The 22,651-nt window shown below is 37.2% G+C and carries 19 protein-coding genes; all 19 read left to right on the top strand.

What is annotated here, in order from left to right; genetic code table 11:
* Positions 1 to 8 precede the first annotated feature (8 nt).
* The 19 genes from fliD to uvrB all read left to right on the top strand — a co-directional run bounded on the left by fliD (position 9) and on the right by uvrB (position 22,648).
* Positions 9 to 1,841, top strand: a complete 1,833-nt coding sequence (gene fliD, locus HNQ94_RS10145; RefSeq protein WP_246199978.1) for a flagellar filament capping protein FliD — start codon at positions 9 to 11, stop codon at positions 1,839 to 1,841.
* A 22-nt stretch (positions 1,842 to 1,863) separates the two neighbouring features.
* Positions 1,864 to 2,271, top strand: a complete 408-nt coding sequence (gene fliS, locus HNQ94_RS10140) for a flagellar export chaperone FliS (RefSeq protein WP_174496035.1) — start codon at positions 1,864 to 1,866, stop codon at positions 2,269 to 2,271.
* Positions 2,271 to 2,618 carry a flagellar protein FliT gene (fliT, locus tag HNQ94_RS10135; RefSeq protein WP_174496036.1) on the top strand — a complete coding sequence of 116 codons (348 nt, stop codon included), beginning with the start codon at positions 2,271 to 2,273 and terminating at the stop codon, positions 2,616 to 2,618. Before fliS ends, fliT begins: the two co-directional genes overlap by 1 nt.
* 8 nt (positions 2,619 to 2,626) lie before the next feature.
* A complete protein-coding gene (locus HNQ94_RS10130) occupies positions 2,627 to 2,989 on the top strand; it encodes a DUF8042 domain-containing protein (RefSeq protein WP_174496037.1) in 363 nt (120 codons plus the stop codon).
* Between the two features lie 144 nt (positions 2,990 to 3,133).
* Positions 3,134 to 3,688, top strand: a complete 555-nt coding sequence (gene hpf / locus HNQ94_RS10125; RefSeq protein ID WP_174496038.1) for a ribosome hibernation-promoting factor, HPF/YfiA family — start codon at positions 3,134 to 3,136, stop codon at positions 3,686 to 3,688.
* Positions 3,689 to 3,982: 294 nt separating this feature from the next.
* The gene (locus HNQ94_RS10120; protein WP_174496039.1) at positions 3,983 to 4,123 is read left to right on the top strand and encodes a hypothetical protein; all 141 of its coding nucleotides are present in this window, start codon (positions 3,983 to 3,985) and stop codon (positions 4,121 to 4,123) included.
* A 257-nt stretch (positions 4,124 to 4,380) separates the two neighbouring features.
* The gene (gene secA, locus HNQ94_RS10115; RefSeq protein WP_174496040.1) at positions 4,381 to 6,888 is read left to right on the top strand and encodes a preprotein translocase subunit SecA; all 2,508 of its coding nucleotides are present in this window, start codon (positions 4,381 to 4,383) and stop codon (positions 6,886 to 6,888) included.
* A gap of 69 nt (positions 6,889 to 6,957) precedes the next feature.
* Positions 6,958 to 8,056, top strand: a protein-coding gene (gene prfB, locus HNQ94_RS10110; RefSeq protein WP_376697742.1) for a peptide chain release factor 2 whose coding sequence is annotated in 2 segments (ribosomal slippage) — positions 6,958 to 7,029 and positions 7,031 to 8,056 — 1,098 coding nt in all. Because the reading frame shifts where the segments join, the coding sequence is not laid out codon by codon here.
* A 357-nt stretch (positions 8,057 to 8,413) separates the two neighbouring features.
* Entirely contained in the window at positions 8,414 to 9,280 is an 867-nt protein-coding gene (locus tag HNQ94_RS10105) for a YitT family protein (RefSeq protein ID WP_174496041.1), read from the top strand.
* 70 nt (positions 9,281 to 9,350) lie between these two features.
* Entirely contained in the window at positions 9,351 to 9,734 is a 384-nt protein-coding gene (locus HNQ94_RS10100; protein WP_246199980.1) for a c-type cytochrome, read from the top strand.
* A 344-nt stretch (positions 9,735 to 10,078) separates the two neighbouring features.
* Positions 10,079 to 10,765, top strand: a complete 687-nt coding sequence (gene ftsE / locus HNQ94_RS10095) for a cell division ATP-binding protein FtsE (protein ID WP_174496042.1) — start codon at positions 10,079 to 10,081, stop codon at positions 10,763 to 10,765.
* On the top strand, positions 10,755 to 11,648 hold the full coding sequence (ftsX, locus tag HNQ94_RS10090) for a permease-like cell division protein FtsX (RefSeq protein WP_174496043.1): 894 nt from the start codon (positions 10,755 to 10,757) through the stop codon (positions 11,646 to 11,648). Before ftsE ends, ftsX begins: the two co-directional genes overlap by 11 nt.
* Positions 11,649 to 11,692: 44 nt before the next feature.
* Positions 11,693 to 12,955 (top strand): murein hydrolase activator EnvC family protein, encoded by a 1,263-nt coding sequence (locus HNQ94_RS19745; protein WP_174496044.1) that lies wholly within the window; start codon positions 11,693 to 11,695, stop codon positions 12,953 to 12,955.
* A gap of 755 nt (positions 12,956 to 13,710) precedes the next feature.
* Positions 13,711 to 15,177: a S41 family peptidase gene (locus HNQ94_RS10080; RefSeq protein WP_174496206.1), complete on the top strand. Its 1,467-nt coding sequence runs from the start codon at positions 13,711 to 13,713 to the stop codon at positions 15,175 to 15,177.
* 198 nt (positions 15,178 to 15,375) lie between these two features.
* On the top strand, positions 15,376 to 16,584 hold the full coding sequence (locus HNQ94_RS10075; RefSeq protein WP_174496045.1) for a PDZ domain-containing protein: 1,209 nt from the start codon (positions 15,376 to 15,378) through the stop codon (positions 16,582 to 16,584).
* A gap of 190 nt (positions 16,585 to 16,774) precedes the next feature.
* Complete coding sequence (locus tag HNQ94_RS10070) at positions 16,775 to 17,362, top strand: hypothetical protein (protein ID WP_174496046.1); 588 nt, start codon at positions 16,775 to 16,777, stop codon at positions 17,360 to 17,362.
* 180 nt (positions 17,363 to 17,542) lie between these two features.
* The gene (locus HNQ94_RS10065) at positions 17,543 to 19,546 is read left to right on the top strand and encodes a LuxR C-terminal-related transcriptional regulator (RefSeq protein ID WP_174496047.1); all 2,004 of its coding nucleotides are present in this window, start codon (positions 17,543 to 17,545) and stop codon (positions 19,544 to 19,546) included.
* A 60-nt stretch (positions 19,547 to 19,606) separates the two neighbouring features.
* Positions 19,607 to 20,233, top strand: a complete 627-nt coding sequence (locus tag HNQ94_RS10060) for a GDSL-type esterase/lipase family protein (protein WP_174496048.1) — start codon at positions 19,607 to 19,609, stop codon at positions 20,231 to 20,233.
* A gap of 435 nt (positions 20,234 to 20,668) precedes the next feature.
* The gene (uvrB, locus tag HNQ94_RS10055; protein ID WP_174496049.1) at positions 20,669 to 22,648 is read left to right on the top strand and encodes an excinuclease ABC subunit UvrB; all 1,980 of its coding nucleotides are present in this window, start codon (positions 20,669 to 20,671) and stop codon (positions 22,646 to 22,648) included.
* Positions 22,649 to 22,651: the final 3 nt, after the last annotated feature.

The following is a 22,651-nucleotide window of genomic DNA, read 5'->3' as shown; positions in this document are numbered from 1 at the left end:
GTTATTTAATGTCAAGTATGCGAATTGGTGGATTAGCTTCGGGAATGGATATAGACCAGCTTGTTAATGATTTAATGAAGGCAGAGCGTATGCCTCTTCAAAAATTGCAACAGGACCAAATGTGGTTAACTTGGCAACGTGATGCATATCGAGAAGCAAATGCTCTTCTTTTTGACTTGGATTCATTAGCATTTAATTCAACATTAACAGAAACTTTTAAAACAAAGTCGGTAAGTTCTTCAAACGAGGGACTTGTTTCTATTTCAGCTGGAGCATCTGCTGCAAATGGTGTACATACGATTGAAAACGCTACTGTGGCGTCTGCTGCTTCTAATGTAAGTGGTACTATTTCTGGCGCTACGAAAATAGACCCAACTAAAAGTCTTTTCGAGCAACGGGCTCTTTTTGGAAACACTGCGTTTGCAAATGAAGAAACAGGTGGAATTTGGGAAAAGAAGACTTTTACTAATGCTGATATTGCAGTAACACAGGAAAAGGACACTTTTAAGCTTCAAAAGGGTGCTCTTAATGTAACTGCTGGTGAAACGATTGAAGTTCATGATAGTGATGGTAATCTACTAAAAGCTTATACTATTGTTACTGATCCTAATCAGACTCTCACAGAAAATGACGTATATGTTAACGCAAACACTGGAGACTTAAAGTTTGGTGAAAATTTAGCAGAGGGAAGTTCCATTAAGGGCAAGCTCTACGAACATTATTATTTATCTTTTGGTATCACTACCTATGATTCAAACGGTAACCCGATTGAGGACGATCCTGACAATCCGAATTCCCGTTTTGATTTTGAAATAGACGGGACTACGACATTAAATAATTTAATGTCACAAATTAGTAATTCAAAAGTAGGGGTTTCTGCTTTTTATGACACTTTTTCTGATAAACTAAGTTTTCAACGGAAACAGACTGGTGATTTAAACACGAGTGGTAAAGAAATGCAGTTTTCTGGTAGCTTTTTAACAGATGTTTTAAATCTGGATGAAGCTAACGAAACTGGTGGTACAAATGCTACCTTTACGATTGATGGGCTTACTACGTCAAGAGCTTCAAATACATTTACTATCAGTGGTGTTACGTACACGTTAAAGGGGAATATCCCAGCGGGTACAAAAGTATCTGTAAGTGTTCAAAATGATACAGAAAAAGCAGTTGAAAATATTAAAGATTTTGTTAAAAAGTATAATGAATTAATCGACAAAATGAATGGTATGTTACGGGAAGAACGCTACCGTAGTTACAAGCCTTTAACGGAAGATCAAAAGAAGGACATGTCAGATAATGAAATAGAGTTGTGGGAAGAACGAGCTAAAAGTGGACTATTAAGAAATGATTCTATACTATCTTCTGCTATTTCTGGAATGCGAAGTGCTTTTTATAGTGTGATAGAAACAAATGATGATTTTAAACACCTATCTGAAATAGGAATAACGACTACTTCTAACTATTTAGAAGGTGGGAAGCTACAAATTAATGAAAGTAAGCTCCGTCAAGCCATGTCCGATAGTCCTGATGCTGTTCAAAAGTTGTTTAGTAATAGTGCAACTGGAGACAGTCGGGGCATTCTTAATCGAGTAAGGGATTCTATTAAGGACACAATGGGACGTATTGAGGAAAAGGCTGGAAAATCTACTCATACTCTTCAACAGTATTCTATGGGACGACGTTTAGACGATATGAATGATCGTATCACTCGTTTTGAGGACCGAATGATACAAGTAGAAGACCGTTACTGGCGTCAATTCACAGCAATGGAACAGGCGATTAACCGTATGAATAGCCAGTCTATGTATCTATCGCAACAATTCAGCGGTGGAATGTAATAAAAAGGAGTGTTTTGAATTTATGGCAAACCCATATGCAGCACAGCAGCAGGCCTACCAAAATAATGCAATAAATACAGCATCTCCTGGAGAATTAACGTTAATGCTGTACAACGGATGTTTAAAATTTATTAAGTTAGCTCAAAAAGGCATGGAAGAAAAAAATATTGAATTGAAGAACACGAATATTCAAAAAGCACAAAAGATTATTCAAGAGTTAATGGTTACTCTAAATCCAGAAATGGAAATATCAAAGCAATTGATGCCGTTATATGACTACATTAATCGTCGGTTAATTGAGGCGAATATAAAAAATGATGTGGCTATCTTAGATGAAGTAACTGGTTATGTAACTGACTTTCGTGATACTTGGAAAGAAGTACTACGCTTAAACCGCCAGCAAACCTTTGGTACAGGTGGAAACGCATAATGAGTGCGGTCAAACAAATGCATCAATTAACAGCCGAGATGAAACATAAAATAAGTGATTCTACTATTGACTCAGACAAGCTTTTAGAAGAAATTAACTCATTTTTAGAACAACGTGATTCATTAATAAAAGGCGTGAAACCTCCATACACAGAGGAAGAACAAGTCCTTGGCAATGAGCTCGTCCAACTAGACAAGGAAATACAAGCAACCTTACAGACCCTTTTACTAAAATTGAAGGGTTCCATGAAGCAAGTACAAAACCAAAAGGGTAATACCCAAAAGTACATGAATCCATATAAAAACCTATCAAATATAGATGGCATGTTTTTTGATAAGAGAAATTAGGTGCTCCCATGCAGACGTTAAAGGGGACTCAGGTTGAGTTCTTACAGAGGTATTTTCAGCTTTTAGATAGTATGAATGAGGGGTTTGATTATTTAATGCAAATTCCTGATTTGGAGCATTCAGATATGGCCAATACGCTGTATGGGGATCTTGTTCATGCGTTCCAGCAGCTTCATGAGGGGCATCGTCAAATGATGCTGATTTTTGATGACTTGGAGTTACATCTTTTTGAAAATCTTGTGGAATTGATGACGAAGTGGTTCGATCATTTTATCGATAAAAGAGAATTATTGTCGAATCAAGTTATTCCAGTTTTTCGTGAATGGAAATGCTCGATGGAACAGCTTATACAGCCGTATATCGTCCATTAAACCGTGTGCAGATGCAGCGGTTTTTTTATTTTTTGTCGACAAACGACGACACAAATTGTTCATAAAGATACTTTTATGTTTATAGAGGAATTTAAACGGTTATAGTAGAATAAAAATACATAAGGATGAAAGGAGGAACTTCTTATGAAATATAACATAAGAGGCGAGAATCTCGAAGTTACAAATGCAATTCAGGAGTATGTGGAAAAGAAAATTGGGAAATTGGAGAGGTATTTTGAAACTACTCCAACATCTGAGGTACATGTAAACTTAAGCGTTTACAATAACCAACAGCGAATTGAAGTAACGATTCCTATGCAGGACCTCCTATTAAGAGCAGAGGAACAACATAGAGACCTATATGCTGCTATTGATACAGTACTTGATAAACTAGAACGTCAAATTAGAAAATATAAAACAAAGGTAAATCGGAAGTTCCGTCAAGGTGGGGCTCCTAAATATGTATTTGCACAAATGGAAAAAGAAATCATTGATGAACCTGCACTAGAGGACGAGAGCGAACTAGAAATTGTTCGTACAAAGCGTTTTGATCTAAAACCTATGGATTCAGAAGAAGCGGCACTACAAATGGATATGTTAGGACATAGCTTCTTCGTATTCCGTAATGCCGATACTGGTGATACAAACGTAGTGTATCGCCGTAATGATGGACGCTACGGATTAATTGAGCCTAGCTAATACAAAATAACACACTGCTAATACTTACCGTAAAATCCTTTGCCTTCAATGGGCAGAGGATTTTATTTTGGTTCAAAAACTAACAGACTTTTCTATTGTTTCACGTTAAACGAAAAAAAGTACTGTTTTTTGCTAAATTTCTCAATCTTTCTTCCGTTTTGCGAAAAAAGTCCCCTTTTTTGCTAAAAAGTACTACTTTTCCCGACAAAACAACACCATTTTGCCATTTTGGTCATTCGCTAGTTATTTCGTCCTATGATATAACTAAGTTAGTAAAGTTAAGGAGGCGTATTCATGATCCAACAAGCGTGCCCTCACTGCCAAAGATTAGAAAACCGAATCCAGCAGCACGAAAAATACATAGCGCAATTAGTGGAAATCATCGCTAAGACAAATAAGAAACTGATGGATTTGGAAAAACGGCAATATAGCTGATCAATCAGCTCCCCATTTTTTCCAAAAAAGTGCTCTATCCTCCCCTCACAATCTGAATACGGCTCCAACTTTATGCGCAGCTTAAATAGCTGCCTTTTTACTTTCAAGAAATAATCTACCGATATTACATTCGTGTTAATTTTTAAATCCGTGATAATAACTTCCATTGAGTTGTCATAACTCTTATGTTAGTGTTATGATTGATTTTGGATTATTCTATTATTTAGTTGATTTTATAAAATAGAGGTGCTTACTATATGCGAGGATTGTTAAAGAAGGTTTTCGGTGATGGAAATACACGTCAATTGAAAAAACTTGAGGAAATAGCAGCTCAGATAGAGGCGCTAGAGCCTGAAATAGAAAAGCTTTCAGACGATCAGTTAAGAGAAAAGACAAATGATTTCAAACAACGTCTAGAAGCAGGAGAGACGTTAGATGATATTTTAGTAGAGGCTTATGCTGTTGTGCGTGAAGGAGCAAAGCGTGTTTTGAAAATGCGTCCTTTCCATGTTCAGTTATTAGGTGCTATTGCCTTACACAATGGCGATATTGCAGAAATGAAAACAGGGGAAGGTAAAACATTAGCTTCCACTATGCCTGCTTATTTGAACGCACTTGAAGGTAAGGGTGTTCATATCGTTACTGTAAACGAATACTTGGCAGATCGTGACGCAAAGGAAATGGGTCAGCTTTTTGAATTCCTAGGATTAACCGTTGGACTTAATGTGAACGGTCTATCAAAGGATGAAAAACGGGAAGCATACGTGGCTGATATCACCTATGGTACGAATAACGAGTTTGGTTTTGACTATTTGCGTGACAACATGGTTCTGTACAAAGAGCAAATGGTTCAACGCCCGCTTAACTATGCCATCATTGATGAGGTTGACTCTATCTTAATTGATGAGGCACGTACACCGTTAATTATTTCTGGTTCTGCACAAAAGTCAGAAAATATGTACATTCAGGCCAATACGTTTGTCCGTTCATTGAAAAATGAAGAGGACTACTCATATGATGAGAAAACGAGAAATGTTCAGTTAACAGAAGAAGGTATTAATAAAGCAGAGCGTTTCTTTAATGTGGAAAATTTATATGATTTATCGAATGTATCTTTGACTCACCACATTAGCCAAGCGCTAAAAGCACATGTCGTGATGAAACGTGATACAGATTACGTTGTACAAGATGGTGAAGTTGTTATCGTTGACCAGTTCACAGGTCGTTTAATGAAGGGTCGTCGTTATAGTGATGGATTACACCAATCTATAGAAGCAAAAGAAGGCATGCAAATCCAAAAGGAGAGCATGACACTTGCGACGATTACGTTCCAAAACTTGTTCCGTATGTACCAAAAGATTTCTGGTATGACTGGTACAGCGAAAACAGAGGAAGAGGAATTCCGCAACATTTATAACATGGATGTTGTCGTTATTCCTACAAACCAACCAATTGGACGTGATGACCGTCCAGACTTAATTTACAAGACAATGGAAGGTAAATTCCGTGCAGTAGTAGATGATATTAAAGAACGACACCGTAAAGGCCAACCAGTATTAGTTGGTACAGTTGCAGTTGAGACTTCTGAATTAATATCTAAGTTTTTGAAGAAAGTGGGAGTTCCGCATAACGTATTAAACGCGAAAAACCACTATAGAGAAGCAGAAATTATTTTAGAGGCTGGTCAAAAGGGTGCCGTTACAATTGCTACCAACATGGCTGGTCGTGGTACAGACATTAAACTTGGTGAAGGTGTAAAAGAACTTGGCGGTCTTGCTGTTGTAGGTACGGAACGTCACGAATCTCGCCGTATTGATAACCAGCTCCGTGGGCGTTCAGGACGTCAAGGTGACCCTGGTATTTCACAATTTTATTTATCACTTGAAGATGAGTTAATGCGTCGCTTTGGCTCTGATAATATGAAAGCAATGATGGATCGTCTCGGTATGGATGATACCCAACCAATTGAAAGTAAAATGGTATCCCGTGCTGTAGAATCTGCACAGAAACGTGTAGAGGGTAACAACTTTGATGCACGTAAACAATTACTTTCTTATGATGATGTCCTTCGTCAGCAACGTGAAATTATTTATGAGCAACGTTTTGAAGTGCTTGATTCAGATAGTTTACGTCCAATTGTCGAAGGTATGCTTCAAACAACAGTTGAACGTGCTGTAGCATCTCATACAGAAGAAGAGGTTCAAGAGGATTGGAATTTAGAAGGTTTAGTAGCTTACGTAAATGGAAATCTTTTAGATACAGATGTCCTTTCTGAAAATGAACTTAAAGGCAAGGAACCAGAAGAAATAACGGAATATATTATGGCGCTTGTTAATAAGAAGTACGATGAGAAAGAACAAGAACTTTCTCCTGAACAAATGCGTGAATTTGAAAAAGTTATTCTTCTTCGCTCTGTTGATTCGAAGTGGATGGACCACATCGACCAAATGGATCAGCTTCGTCAAGGGATTCACTTACGAGCATACGGACAAACAGATCCGCTGCGTGAATACCAAATGGAAGGCTTTGCGATGTTTGAGCAAATGGTCGCATCCATTAACGAAGAGGTTTCCCGATTCGTTATGAAAGCACAAATACGTGAAAACCTACAACGTGAAGAAGTTGCGAAAGGTGCAACAGCTGTATCTGGTGGTGGAGAGGCTAAGAAAAAGCCGAAGCCATTTGTGAAAAAGGATACGACAGGACGTAATGATCCTTGTCCTTGTGGTAGTGGTAAAAAATATAAGCACTGTCATGGCAACTAATATAATGTTGAAAGGCACTCCATGGATAGTGGAGTGTCTTTTCATGAAAAATAACTTGAGGTGAACAATATGGATTTAGCAGAAATTAGACAAGAATTAGAAAAGATGACGAAAAAATTAAATGACTTTAGGGGGTCTCTTTGACTTAACAGAGAATAAGGCCCGTATTGAAGAGCTTGAGCAAATAATGACCGAACCTGGATTTTGGGACAGCCAAGAAACTGCTCAAAAAACAATTAATGAAGTAAATGGATTGAAAGATCTAGTTCATACATTTGAGCAGCATGAAGAAGATTTAGAAAATTTAGAGGTTAGCTACGAGCTCGTGAAGGAAGAAAACGATGAAGAGCTTCGTGAGGAATTAGAAAGCGAAGTAAAGGAATTAACAGGAAAACTGAACGCGTTTGAGCTTCAAATGTTACTTAGTGAGCCTTATGATAAAAATAACGCCATTTTAGAGTTGCACCCTGGTGCTGGTGGTACAGAGTCACAAGACTGGGCAAGTATGCTATTACGGATGTACAACCGTTGGGCTTCTGATAAAGGGTTCAAAGTGGAAACATTAGATTATCTTCCAGGAGATGAAGCGGGCGTAAAGAGTGTGACGCTTCTTATTAAAGGGCATAATGCTTACGGTTATTTGAAGGCAGAAAAAGGGGTTCATCGTCTCGTACGTATTTCTCCATTTGATTCTTCCGGCCGCCGTCATACATCCTTTGTATCATGTGATGTTACACCTGAGTTTGATAATGATGTAGATATCGAAGTAAGAACAGAAGATTTAAAAATTGATACGTATCGCTCTAGTGGTGCAGGTGGACAGCACGTAAACACGACGGACTCTGCTGTTCGGATTACACATGTTCCGACTAATACAGTTGTAACCTGTCAATCAGAACGCTCTCAAATTAAGAACAGAGAACAAGCGATGAAAATGCTTAAAGCGAAACTATATCAAGCAGAAATTGAAAAGCAACAACAAGAACTAAATGAAATTCGTGGAGAGCAAAAGGAAATTGGATGGGGAAGCCAAATCCGGTCTTACGTTTTCCATCCTTACTCAATGGTGAAGGACCACCGCACAAATATGGAAGTTGGTAACGTACAAGGGGTAATGGACGGAGACCTTGACCCGTTTATAGATGCGTTTTTACGATCTAACCTTTAATAAGCAGGGCAGGAGATGAGTTTTCATCTTCTGCTTTTTTTCGTTTGAGCTATTTTTATTAGGTAGAACTATATATTGACTTGATAAGGTAATATATCCTCTCGCTTGAACGCTATCGGTTGATTTCTAATTGAAATCGGCTGATAAAATGATCATTTGGTTGATATCCTTCCCAAATCGGTTGATAAAATAAACTCCTGGATGATATATCAAAAAACAGCGGTCAAATCTTTGTCTTAGTAGCGTTGTAAAGCGTTAGCGGGCTGTCATTTACACCCTAAAATATGTGTGTTATATTCCATAACGGCATAATAATTGGTTGATAGGTTATTTCTAAAACAAAGAGGTGCAATTGACATGACAAAAAACGGCAGACGACAACCTTTATCGGATAAAACGCAACTTATTATTGATTATTTTTTCGTCATAGTAGGAGCATTTTTTATAGCATTTGCATTTAACCTGTTTTTATTACCGAATGACATTGCATCCGGTGGGGTAGCGGGTATTAGTACGATTACGGATGAGGTATTTGGATGGGAGCCAGCATTCGTGCAAGGATTTCTTAATGTTCCTCTCTTTATTTCGGGTGTTTTAATATTAGGAGTAAATTTCGGTCTGAAATCATTTATTGGTACATTGGCTTTGCCATTTTTCGTATACTTAACAAAAGATTTTGATCCTGCGACGAACAATGCGCTTCTTGCTTCGATTTTTGGTGGTATTGGTGTTGGTACGGGTTTAGGTATTGTTTTCAAAGGTCGTGCTTCCACAGGTGGAATCGATGTAGCAGCACAAATATTGCATAAATTTTCAGGTATTTCATTAGGTCTCTGTATTGCGATTATTGATGGCATGATTGTTTTTACATCTGCATTTGTCTTTAGTGTGGAACAGGCACTTTATGCATTAATTGGATTGTTTGTTACGAGTCGAACAATTGATATTATACAAGTAGGTTTTAATACGTCTAAAAACGTCATGATTATTACAGATTGCGTAGAAAGTATGCGAAAAGCTATTTTTGATGAGGTAGACCGTGGTGTGACCATTTTAAATGGAGAAGGTGGGTACACGAGGGAATCACGTAATATTATTATGTGTGTGGTGGACCAGAAAGAATTCACTAAATTGACAAAAACTGTGAATAAAGTTGATTCTAAGGCATTTGTGATAGCAATGGCTGCTGCAGAGGTATTAGGTGAGGGTTTTAAAAAGAAATAAGTAGGATATAATAAGCTTGATGTGTAGTAGCTACCTACGCAAATACTATGTAAAAGGGGATTTTGTAAGGATGAAAATGAAATTATTAGCCTTACTTTTTGGTTCTGCTCTAGTGCTTGCAGCTTGTGGTGGGGATGACAACGCTGGTGAAGACACAGATACTGGTAACAATGATACAGGTACTGAACAGCCAGCTGATGATGAAAATGCTGGTGGTGACACTGGTGCAGTAGACACGGCTGCAGCAGAAAAGATTTATCAAAACAATTGCTCCATGTGTCACGGTGCAGATCTTTCCGGAGGAGCTGGTAAAGATCTTCGTGAAATTGGTGCCAAATACAACCAAGAACAGCTAGTAGATATAATTCATAATGGTATTGGTGGCATGCAAGGAATTAACATAAGTGATGAAGATGCCAATACAGTTGCTGCATGGTTGGCTACAAAAAAATAATTGTTTTTTCTTCTAACCTGATGTTGGATATTCTAATATCAGGTTTTTTATTTTGCCATATTTAGCCCACTTTTTTACCTTCTAAGTCTTTTGTCCCTCACCTTGAAATACAACTGTAATAATTTTCAGTCTAAAAAAAATGTCAAATGATGATATAATAAAAAAGACCAACTTTTTTACAATATCTGATAAAATAATTTATATATTTAAAATACAACACAAATTAAAGAACAATGTCGATTTTAGCGTGTTGGTCATCGGTTAACACACGTACATATCGACAAATAATACAATAGACATCTACGTACAAAAATACAACTAGGAAAGCATAGGTGGTTGATAGAATGATAGAAATGAAGGGAGTACAAAAAACTTACTCTAACGGTGTTACGGCTCTTCATGGGATCGACATCAGCATCGATCAAGGTGAATTTGTGTATGTAGTTGGGCCAAGTGGTGCTGGAAAATCAACTTTTATTAAAATGATGTACAGAGAAGTTAAACCTTCAGGTGGGTCTGTATTCATTAATGGACACGATATCGGGAAAATAAAAAATAGACAAGTTCCACATTTGCGCAGAAATATAGGAGTTGTATTCCAGGATTTTAAACTACTCTCCAAATATACAATTTACGAAAATGTAGCTTTTGCTTTAGAGGTAATTGAAGAGTCACCTAAAAAAATTCGCCGAAGAGTAATGGATGTACTAGATATGGTGAAGTTAAAAAACAAAGCTCGTTTTAAACCGGATGAACTTTCTGGTGGAGAGCAACAACGTGTATCGATTGCTAGAGCAATTGTGAACAATCCGAAGTTAATGATTGCTGATGAGCCTACTGGAAACTTAGACCCTGAAACATCATGGGAAATTATGAAGATATTTGAAGAGATTAATGCAAGAGGAACGACAATTATTATGGCAACGCACAGTAAAGACATTGTTAATACGATGAAAAAGCGAGTAATAGCAATTGAGCATGGACGAGTTGTCCGTGATGAGCAGCGAGGTGACTACGGTTATGAAGCTTAGAACAGTAAGACGTCACCTTAGAGAAGGTAGTAAAAATATTCTTCGTAACGGTTGGATGACAGTTGCATCTGTTGGCTCTGTGACAACAACGTTAATACTTGTTGGTGTTTTTCTAGCATTAATGCTGAATTTAAATAAAATGGCAGACAATATTGAACAAGACGTTCAAATTAAAATCTTAATAGATTTAGGTGCAGATCAAGCTGCTATTGATCGATTAGAAACCCAAATTAACACCATTCAAGAAGTATCGTATATACAGTTCTCCTCGAAGGATGACGAATTAAGAGAACTGATGGAAAGTATGGGTGATGATGGAGCTGCTTGGGACCTCGTTCAACAAGACAATCCACTAAACCATGCATTTGTCGTGAAGACAGAGGATCCACTTGATACGTTCGATGTGGCAAAGACAATTGAAGGCTTTCAAAATGTAGAACATGTCGAATATGCAGAAGATGTTATACAGAAATTATTTAAATTTAACGAGTACTCTCGATATATTGGGTTAGGTTTAGTCATTGCACTTGTTCTGACAGCAGCCTTCCTCATTTCCAATACGATTAAAATAACGATTATGGCAAGAAGTAAAGAAATAGGAATTATGAAATTAGTAGGGGCTACTAATGGATTTATTCGTTGGCCATTTTTCGTAGAAGGTTTGTTAATGGGAATATTAGGATCGCTCATTCCGATAGCAGTTGTCCTTTTTGGCTACCACTACTTGTATTATAATCTTCAAGGGAGAATAACCCTATCGTTTATCGAGCTGCTCCCATTTAATCCATTTGCATGGCAATTAGCCTTATTGTTATTAGTAATTGGTGCTTTTATCGGTATATGGGGAAGCGTCATGAGTGTCCGTAAGTTTTTAAAGGTTTAATAGATAAATAGATTTTTACTGATTCAAGGGGAGGAGTCATCCGAGTGAATAAGAAAAATGTATCACTATTAACCGCTTTTATACTTGTTTTAGTTACACTGACATTTTCGGATAGTACGATAACGTATGCAACGAAGTCAGCAAGTGAATTGCGTGAAGAGATTAATAACTTAAAAGAACAACAGGATCAAGTATCTGGTCAAAAGGAAGATGTGAAGGGCCAACAAACGGAAACAGAGCAAGAAATTGCTGCGAACCAAGCTGAGCAAGAACGTATTAATGCACAAATTAGAGAAATTGATATGAAAGTAACACAAACGGAAGAAAGTATCCGTGTGAAGCAAGAGGAGCTCACTCAGACTGAAAAAGAGATCACTAGACTTTTAGATAACATTACTGATTTAGAGCAACGAATTGCGGAAAGAGATGAACTGTTAAAAAATCGTTTAAAAACGTTGCAACGTAATGGTGGCAATATTAGCTACTTAGAAGTAATTCTTGGAGCAAAAGACTTCGGTGACTTCTTAGACCGTACTTCTGCTGTAAATAAAATAATGGACCAAGACAAAACCATTATGGACAAGCAGAAGACGGAAAAGCAGCAGCTGGAAGATGATAAGATTGAAGTGGAAAAGAAAAAGGAAGAGCTAGTTGCCCAAAAAGCATCTCTTGAATCATTAAAAGCAGATTTAGGTAACCAGCGTAGTCAGAAGTCTACTTTAATGGCACAGTTAGAAGCAGAAGAGGAAAAATTACATCAACATAAATTGACTCTTCAAGAACAACAAAAGATTTTAAGTAATCAGGAAGCAGCTTTTGCTAAATTACTTAAACAAAAACAATCGGATTTAAAAGCATTAACGACTCCGAAACCAACAAACAATGCGCCAGCCATAACTAACGGAATGTTCATGAGACCAGCTACTGGTTCAGTGACATCTGGCTATGGTCCAAGATGGGGAACTTTGCATCCAGGCGTTGATATTGGGAAAAACGGTAGAACGGGTGATGTTCCTATCGTAGCGTCGGCAGAAGGTATCGTGTTTATTTCTGAATACTCTGCTTCTTATGGGAATGTCGTTTATTTAACGCATTACATTGATGGTCAACAATATACGACGGTATATGCACATATGTCTAACCGATTCGTATCTAATGGTCAGCATGTACAAAAGGGACAAGCATTAGGTTATATGGGTAACACTGGTGATTCCACTGGTCCCCATTTGCATTTTGAGATTCATGTAGGGTCATGGAACTATGCGAAATCTAATTCTGTTGATCCAAGAAGGTACATCAACTTCTAATCGGACATGTTTACTCAAGCTAAAACATATAGTAATATAAAAGGCATCTCACTACTATCGTGTGATGCCTTTTTACCTAATGAAATACATAGTTTCTCATCTTAGGTAATGACAGCTATAGCTAATAAAGAAGTTTGTATTATGATTCCCTATCGGTTTCGTGTACACTTATAGCTGGTACTTTCTTGTGGAAGATGTTTTATTTAGGCTCTTTTCTTAGAGTTTTTTGTTATTTTGGTGGTAGTCGATAAAAAATAGGACGTAACTTAATGTGTCTAAATGCCAGCCGCTACGGAAATACACTACGCGCACCTTAGGGCTCGCGCTGAGCCTCCTCACTCGCACAGAACGCTCGCTGTGGGGTCTCAACGTCTTCGCTTTCCCGCAGGAGTCTACGTGTATTTCCTTCGCTAAACATGTACTACTAACTTATTTAAATTCATTAGTACTAGTGATTGGAGCAGAAAATAGTTGAAATATAGCCTAAGTGATAAATTTTCTTACGATGGCTTTATTGATAATCACTATTCTTGAATCAGAAAATCACTCTCAGCGAAGTATTCTGCCGAAGCGGTCGTATAGCACTCACCAAAATTAAAAGTTATAGTTACGTCGTAGTTTCAGAAAAATAGTACAATCTTAAAAAAACAGCTTTTAATCAATGATGAGAAAACAAAATGAATTTGTTATAGCGTCACTGGCACAGAAAGATACATCAGTTTAGCAAGAGTAGTGAATGAGGTGAAAACATGAAGATGAAAAATAGTTATCTTGTCATCCTGTTATTTCTTGCCATGGTTTTTGGTGCAATTTTAACCTATGCCGGCATAGAAATATTAGCTGAGGATGAGGTTAAACAAGATGATACAGCAAAAGAACCTATTGTAACAACAGATGAAGAAAAGAAAGCCTTACTAGAAGCAACTCTCGGCAAGAACGAATTTAGTAAAATTCAACAAGCTTATACGATTATTCAAGAAAATTACCTGGAAGACGTGGATCAACAACAGTTAATTGAAGGTGCTATTCAAGGAATGTTAAATTCGTTAGATGATCCACATAGTGTGTACATGGATTTAGAAACAGTTGAGCAATTTAATGACAGTATTGAATCTTCCTTTGAAGGTATTGGTGCTGAGGTAAATATGGAGGAAGGCGTTGTCACAATCGTTGCTCCAATTAAAGGATCTCCAGCAGAGGAAGCTGGTTTGAAGCCGAAAGACCAAATTCTTAGTGTAGATGGAGAGAGCTTAGAAGGTTTAGATCTTTATGAAGCTGTAGCGAAAATCAGGGGCGAAAAAGGATCTGTTGTTGATTTGGAAATTCGAAGACCTGGTGTGTCGGAGACGATGATTGTAGAAGTCGTAAGGGATGATATTCCACTTGAAACGATCTATTCCTCCACGAAAACTGTAGATGGTAAGAAGACTGGGGTTATTCAAATTACCTCCTTCTCTCAAGACACGGCTGCTGATTTCAATAAAGCTTTACAAGAGCTAGAAGCTGATAATATTGAAGGACTGATCATTGATGTACGTGGAAATCCTGGTGGACTATTTACATCCGTTGAGGAAATATTAGAGAACTTTATCCCCGAGGATCAACCATACGTATTAATTGAACAAAAAAATGGGGAAAAGATTCGTTATTTTTCTGGAACGAAAGAGAAGAAAGACTATCCTATCGCAGTGTTAACGAATAACGGTAGTGCCTCCGCATCAGAAATTTTAGCTGCAGCTATGAAAGAAGCAGGGTATGATGTAATTGGTGAGCAGTCTTATGGTAAAGGAACGGTTCAAAAGACGATTCCGATGAATGATGGCAGTAACATCAAGATCACGATTTATAAATGGTTAACTCCAAGTGGGGAATGGATTGATGAAAAAGGGGTTGCACCGACAGTAGAGGCGAAACAGCCGGACTTCTTCTACACGACTCCAATCAATGTAGAGGAACCGCTAAAATATAATATGGCTGAAGATCAAATTTCAAATGCTCAAATTATGCTCCAAGGTATTGGGTACAAGACAGGGCGAACAGATGGATACTTCAGTAAAGAGACCGAAGAAGCAGTGAAAGCATTCCAACAAGAAAATGGATTAACCGTTACAGGTGAAATCGATAAGCTAACTGCTGAAAAGCTTCAACAACAAGTCCTAGAAGCTGCACGGGATGAAGAGAATGATTTGCAAATGAAAAAAGCATTAGAAATCTTGTATTAAAAAAATCCGCGGATTGCCGCGGGTTTTTTCTGTGTAAGGAAGAATCGACATCTTTCATATGATAAAAGCAGGAATGAACATTTATATGTAGAAATTAATAGTAATTAGATAAATTTCATTTACGTTTATTATTGCTATATTTACATAGTTAGAACAAGCCATAGGCTAATGATAAGTTTTAAAAACGGAGGGTACAGCATGATAGAAGCTTGGGGAATAGAATTAGGAAAAGCGTTTGTAATGGTCTTTTTACAACCGTTATTATACTGGACAATACTTTTAACTATTCTTACTTCTTATATTAGAAGAAAAAGAGAACGGGTTGATTTTGGGACGAGTATTTTTTCCAGCGGTTCAGAATGGAAAAAAACGTGGCTCATTAGCTTGTTTTCTTTTCTCCTTCTATCGGTTGCCATCATTGGGCTTGGAGCAGTTTTATTCCCTTCTGTCATTCTTGTTATTTCTGCTCTAACTATTTTATTAACAATATCCGGGAGACTTCATTTATTATCTTCTGGCTATTATATTGGTTTAACGATTTTATTTCTATCGATTATTCACCAAATAAACGTACCCTTTATACCTGATTATTTGATGGTGGAATGGGGACAAGGGAATTTAACCGTATTGTTATTGATTGCTGTTGCTTTTTTGGTAATTGAAGCTATTTTATGTTTTACAACTAAAAAGGAAGATGGCTTTCCTAAACTAATTAAGGGAAAAAGGGGAAAGTATATCGGGAACCATGTTGTTAAACGACTAACCGTTATTCCACTTCTTATTCCTATTCCGACAGGCTCTATTGAATCCTTTGCGCCTTGGTGGCCTTTATTTCCATTAGGAGACAATGGCTATAGTTTAATGCTCGTGCCATTCCTGATTGGTATTCAACAGGCGTTTCACGGTATGTTTGTGAATGAGGGTGCGAAGAAGCTAGGGACAAGTTTAATTGGCCTTAGTATGATACTTGGACTTCTGATTGCAGGAAGCTTTTACTATCCAATCCTTTCCATTGTTGGTGCCATTATCTTAATTGTTGGACGTGCTGCCATTCAGCTTTATCTACGTTTTATCGACTTAGAAAAACCAGGACTTTTTAAGCCTCCTGGTGATAGTTTAATTATATTATCGGTTATTCCGAATACGCCTGCCGCAAAAATGGGACTTCGCGTAGGGGAACGAATTGAAAAAGTTCATCAGCATCCTGTTACGAATGAACAGGAGTTTTACGATGCATTACAGGAAAATCGAACCTTCTGTAAACTTGAAGTTAGGACGATTGAGGGAGAATTAAGATTTGTTCAAGGTCCTTTGTATCAAGGGGACCACTATGAATTAGGCTTAGTATTCGTAAAAGAAAAGCCTAGGTTTAGACTTTATCAAGATCTTCCGACTGAAATTAATTAAGGACTGCAAAAGCTTGTCAATTGGCAAGCTTTTTTCATGTTGAAAAAATTTTTTCGCGATAAAATTAATGTTGAACGTTATAGGAACGGTAAGCAAGCAACTTTTCATAAAAAAACTATACGAAAGTATAATTTATCCCTCCAGCTTATTCATGGTAAGGTTATGGAAAAAATGGAAGGGATCGTTTGCTATGAAAAAGAACGTTATTATTCTTTTTCTATGCCTTTCAATAGGTTTTATACTGGTGGGGTGTGGAGAAAAGTCGATTACTTTAAAGGGTGAAAATGGGGAAGAAACGAAGATTAATTTAGAAGACGCAGGGGATGGAAATATAAGTGTAAATATGGAGGGAAGCAATGGAGAGGATGTCTCGATTACATCAGATGGGGATTCAGCAACATTTAGTGATGGGAAATCAGAAATGACTACCCAGGGTGGTGCAAATGTTTCCTTACCTGATGGATTTCCAGCAGATTTTCCAGTTCCTAATGACGGTGTCCTTTTAACCGCGACTACTATTACGAATAATGAAGAAGGAGCAAAAATGTACACCGTTCAATATGAATTTCAACAGAATATTGAAGAGCTTTTCACAAAGTATAAAGACTATGCGAACAGTAATGGTTTTACAATAGATCAGGAAATTGTATCAAACTCAGCCTACATGATGTATGTATCCAAAGGTGATGAAGCTAGTGGCTATAATATAACCTTGTCACCAGATTATGAGGATGGAAAACAATTAGCTACTCTCCAAGTATATGTTCCAACTGAATAAGGAATAAATCGAAGCTTGTTGAATTAACTCAACAGGCTTTTTGTTTTGTCCTTTAGTAAAAGTTGAATGCAATCATTCATTCGGGAAAGAAAAAAATGTAAGATTTTGTCGCTTTTGTCATTCTGAAATACTATCCATGTTATAATGAAAACCAATTTTTCAAAAGGTGGATGGTTCTCTATGATGAATAAAGGAGAAAATCAACATGGTTTATTTCTAGCAAATAACGGTAATTATGATGATCTCCATTTTTTTATCGGGAGAAACAAAGAACTGCAATTTGTGAATAGCATTTTATATGGAGATCCTAGTCCTACACGGATTATCAATTTGTATGGTCTAGCAGGTACTGGCAAAACGTTCTTTCTCCAAAAAATCAATTACACACTGACTAATCAAAAAGGGAAATTCTTTTATGTTGATTGTAAAAGGTTTGCAGAAGACTCTACCTTCATTCACTCCTCTTTAGTAGAAAAAATAATAGAAAACACCCAACAAAATTTTGACGCTGAATATGCTCAACCTGTTGTCATTGCATTTGATCATATGGATGATAATAGCCACATAGAAGCATGGATTCGGGAACGCGTTTTCATTGAAATTCCAGACCATGTATACCTTATTTTTGTTGGACGTAAGCCACTCCGAAGAATATGGACGGCTTCTCCATCGTTACAAAAGAAAATGAAACGACAAGAAATTAAGAAATTCACTTATTATGATGTAAAATTATATTTAGAGCAACATGGTATTCATCATTCTCTTATTTACAAGCTTTGGAATTTTACAAAAGGGCATCCTTTGGCGCTCTCTCTCCTATGCTCAAAGCTTGATCATCAACAACAGTCATTCGATATAAAAGAACAATTTGATGTAATACAAGAATTAGTAGATACTTTTTTCAGTGAATATGTACACGATGATCAGATACGTAAATGTATGGAAATTGCTTCTGTTTTGCATTATTTTAATGAAGAAAATGTAGCTAATATCGGGGAACGTGAAATACCTTCTCCAATATTTGACCGTGTTATTTCGCTCTCTTTCGTAAAGCAAGGGAAAAATGGCTGGTATTTAGATGAATTTGTGCGGACTATTATGAACTTATATGCTAGAGAAAGAAATCCTAAACGATACGAGGATATTTCCAAACGAGCTGCCTCTTACTATCGCCACAAAATTTTTTCTGACCCTCACCCAAACTACTTAGAGTTATACATATCGGAATATATATATCATATTGGAGATAACATGATTGCGGCATCATTTTTTGATCAATACTCTCTCAAAAGCTATGAAATGGAAACTGGGCATTCAAGGAATTTTCATAAAGTGGAACGTTACTTTGAAACTCGTAAACAACATGTCAGTGAATATGAGGTAGAGTACTATCATAAGCAGGACGAAGAGAAATACGCTTTTCAAGTATCTGCTGTACATAATAAAAAGGAAAACGAGCTTATAGATGTAAAGGCATTAAAAGCGCTAGGCTATGATATTTTCAAACTATTAAAGGATGACAGCGGGGAGATAATTGGTTTATCGATTATCATCCCGATAAATAAGGAAACAATTCCTTATTTAAAGGAAATGCCTGTATCTAGAAGTTATTTTACTCGGTTAAATGAAGAGGAATTAGTAGATTATAGTGTGGAAGGCAAAAATAAAGCTGGCTGGTTTATTCGGATGATAGATGTCAAAAATCCAGAAGAGACAAGTACAAGATCTTATATGTTATTTAGTCTACTACCATTACTCTTATCAGGGGGAGTGATTATTTGTTCCACCCCACTTAAGATGTACCAAGAGTTACTGAAAAGGTTCGGATTTGAACGAGTAAAAGGCTCTACCCATTTTGATTACGGGCCTAATACACCTTCACCGACTTACCTATTAGATGTAAGAGGACCCCGATTAGTAGGGTATTTGGATCACCTTGCTTATAAACTACAAAATAAAATGAGACTGGAGCTACCGAAAAAGGCTTTTCCATTTTCACCGAGAGAATTTGAAGTAGCCGAGCTCATTATGGAAGGTTATAAAAATGCGGAAATAGCTGAAAAGCTATCAGTTAGTCAAATAACGATTAAAAAGCATGTGAGTAGTTTATTAAAAAAAGCAGAAGTGAAAAACAGAGCGCAACTGGTGCGACGTTTATTAGATTTTGTTAAGAATAAAAACTAGAAGAGTAAATAGATAACGGAAGGAAACTGGAAGGCATATACTATTCTGAGGTGAAAGCTGATGAATAGAAGGCCTATATTTTATTTGGCATTAGGAGATTCATTAACAATAGGGAGAGGCTCCCGAGCATCTGCGGATTTTGTTCAACTTTATCAACAATGGTCAGAGCAAAGTTTAAAGCGTCAAGTTGTGAGTGAAAAATTTGCTAAGGACGGGATTACAAGTTATGCCTTTAAAAACAGTATCGAAACACTCCCGGTCATTCAGCAAATAGAACAGGCAGATATTATAACGTTAACTTTAGGTGGAAATGATTTTCGAAGAGCGTGGAAAGTGTTTACTAAAAGCAAGAATTACGATGTGTTAAGATCTGCACTTTTTTCGACGACAAAAAATATTGCCGATATATTGAATCGAATAAAAGTAATCAAAGAAAAAGTAGGAAAACCATACATTGTTAGAGTAGTAAATTTATATAATCCAGTTAAAGTCCCCATTGCAGAACAGGTCGTGAATACTTTCAATAATCAGCTTGCTCATCTGCAAACTGACTATGTGAAGGTTGCGAATATATATGAACGATTCTACGGACAGAAAAAACAACTATTATCTATAGATGGCTACCATCCAAACAAATATGGCTATCAAGTTATAGCACAAGCTTTGTATGAGCTTGGTTATCGATAAATTCTCTAGTGGGCATAATGGCTAACTAGAGAATTTTTATTTTCATATAGAGGGCACATCTGATTTTTTGCAATATGAAGGAGAAATACATATCCTATAGGTAGAGGTATGGTTTAGATGAAAATTTTGTCTATTTTTCAAAAGATATTAGTTTTTTAGGTATAGAATTAGCTACAGATGGACGCTGTAAGCAGTTGACATATACGTAGACTCCTGTGGGACAGCGAAGACGTTAAGACCCAGCAAAGAGCGTTCTTTGCTAGTGAGGAGGCTTAACGCGAGCCCGCGGAAAGCGAAGTGTATGTCAACTGCGGGCTTGGGTTAAAACAATTTTGTTAAAATGAGTTAAATGGAGAAGTAAAAAATAGAATGTTTGTTCGCTTGTATGATACAATAGGGACAGACTAGTGAATCGGACGAATGGAGGTTCAAAGGGTGGAGAATCAATTTGAACTACAATCAAAATATAGCCCTCAAGGGGATCAACCAAAAGCAATAAAAGAGCTAGTAAAGGGCATTAATAGTGGCAAACGACATCAAACACTTCTAGGTGCGACAGGTACAGGGAAGACCTTTACTGTTTCCAATGTTATCAAGGAAGTAAACAAGCCAACATTGGTTATTGCCCATAATAAAACTCTTGCTGGCCAGTTATATAGTGAATTTAAAGATTTTTTCCCTAACAATGCAGTGGAGTATTTCGTTAGTTATTATGATTACTTTCAACCAGAAGCGTATGTACCTTCAACGGATACCTACATTGAAAAAGATGCGAGCATAAATGATGAAATAGATAAATTACGTCACTCAGCAACTTCTTCTTTATTTGAGCGAAGAGACGTTATTATTGTTGCGAGCGTCTCCTGCATATACGGTTTAGGTAATCCGGAAGAATATCGTGAATTAGTTCTTTCTTTACGAATGGGGATGGAAAAAGACCGGGACGAGCTATTACGTAACTTGGTGGACATTCAGTATTCCCGTAATGATATTGATTTCCAACGTGGTACTTTCCGAGTCCGTGGTGATTCTGTTGAAATCATTCCTGCTTCTCGTGAGGAGCATTGCTTACGGATTGAATTTTTTGGAGACGAAATTGATCGGATTCGTGAGGTTGATGCACTAACAGGTGAAATCATTGGTGATCGAGAGCATGTCGCTATTTTCCCAGCATCCCACTTCGTAACCCGTGAGGAAAAGTTGAAGGTTGCGATTGAACGAATTGAAAAAGAACTCGCAGAAACTCTCGAAAAAATGCGAGCTGAAAATAAGCTGTTAGAAGCACAGCGTCTTGAGCAACGCACGAACTACGATTTAGAAATGATGAGAGAAATGGGCTTCTGCTCTGGGATTGAAAACTATTCCAGACATTTAACATTAAGGGAAGAAGGATCAACTCCTTATACGTTATTAGATTATTTTCCAGATGACTTTTTAGTAGTTATCGATGAGTCCCACGTGACATTGCCTCAAGTAAGAGGAATGTATAATGGGGATAGAGCTCGTAAAATGACGTTAGTAGATCATGGCTTCCGACTACCGTCAGCTTTAGATAATAGACCATTAAAGTTTGATGAGTTCGAAAAGCATGTGAACCAAGCTATTTATGTTTCTGCAACACCAGGACCATATGAAATAGAACATACGCCTAAGATGGTCGAACAAATTATTCGTCCAACTGGTTTACTGGACCCACAAATTGAAGTGAGGCCAATTCATGGTCAAATTGATAATTTGATAGGGGAAGTGAAGAAGCGTACAGAGCGAAATGAAAGAGTGTTAGTAACGACGTTAACGATTAAAATGTCGGAGGATTTAACGGCATACTTAAAGGATGTCGGTTTTAAAGTTGCATACTTGCACTCGGAAATTAAAACATTAGAACGTATTGAAATTATTCGTGATCTGCGAATCGGAAAATATGACGTTCTTGTTGGTATTAACTTGTTAAGAGAAGGATTAGATATACCAGAAGTGTCATTGGTTGCGATTTTAGATGCGGATAAGGAAGGATTTTTGCGTTCTCAGCGATCCTTGATCCAAACAATTGGCCGTGCTGCTCGTAACGAGAATGGTCAAGTAATTATGTATGCGGACAAGATGACGGATTCGATGAACATTGCAATTGAAGAAACATATAGAAGACGTGAAAAGCAAATAGCTTATAACGAAAAACATGATATTACCCCGCAAACAATCATTAAAGAAGTCCGAGATGTGATTCGGGCAACTGTTGCAGCGGAAGATGAAGAAAAATATGTTGAAAAAGAATCCCTTACGAAATTAACGAAAGCACAAAAGGCAAAGAAGATAGAAGAAATGGAAAAAGAAATGAAGCAAGCTGCGAAGGATTTGAACTTCGAACGTGCGGCTGAGTTAAGGGATATCATTTTGGAACTTAAAGCGGAAGGATGAATC

Origin of the sequence: Salirhabdus euzebyi, from assembly GCF_014207435.1 — a bacterium.
GTDB classification, from domain to species: domain Bacteria; phylum Bacillota; class Bacilli; order Bacillales; family Alkalibacillaceae; genus Salirhabdus; species Salirhabdus euzebyi.
Note: the sequence above shows the minus strand (reverse complement) of the source record. Positions and strands in the feature narration are given on the sequence as shown.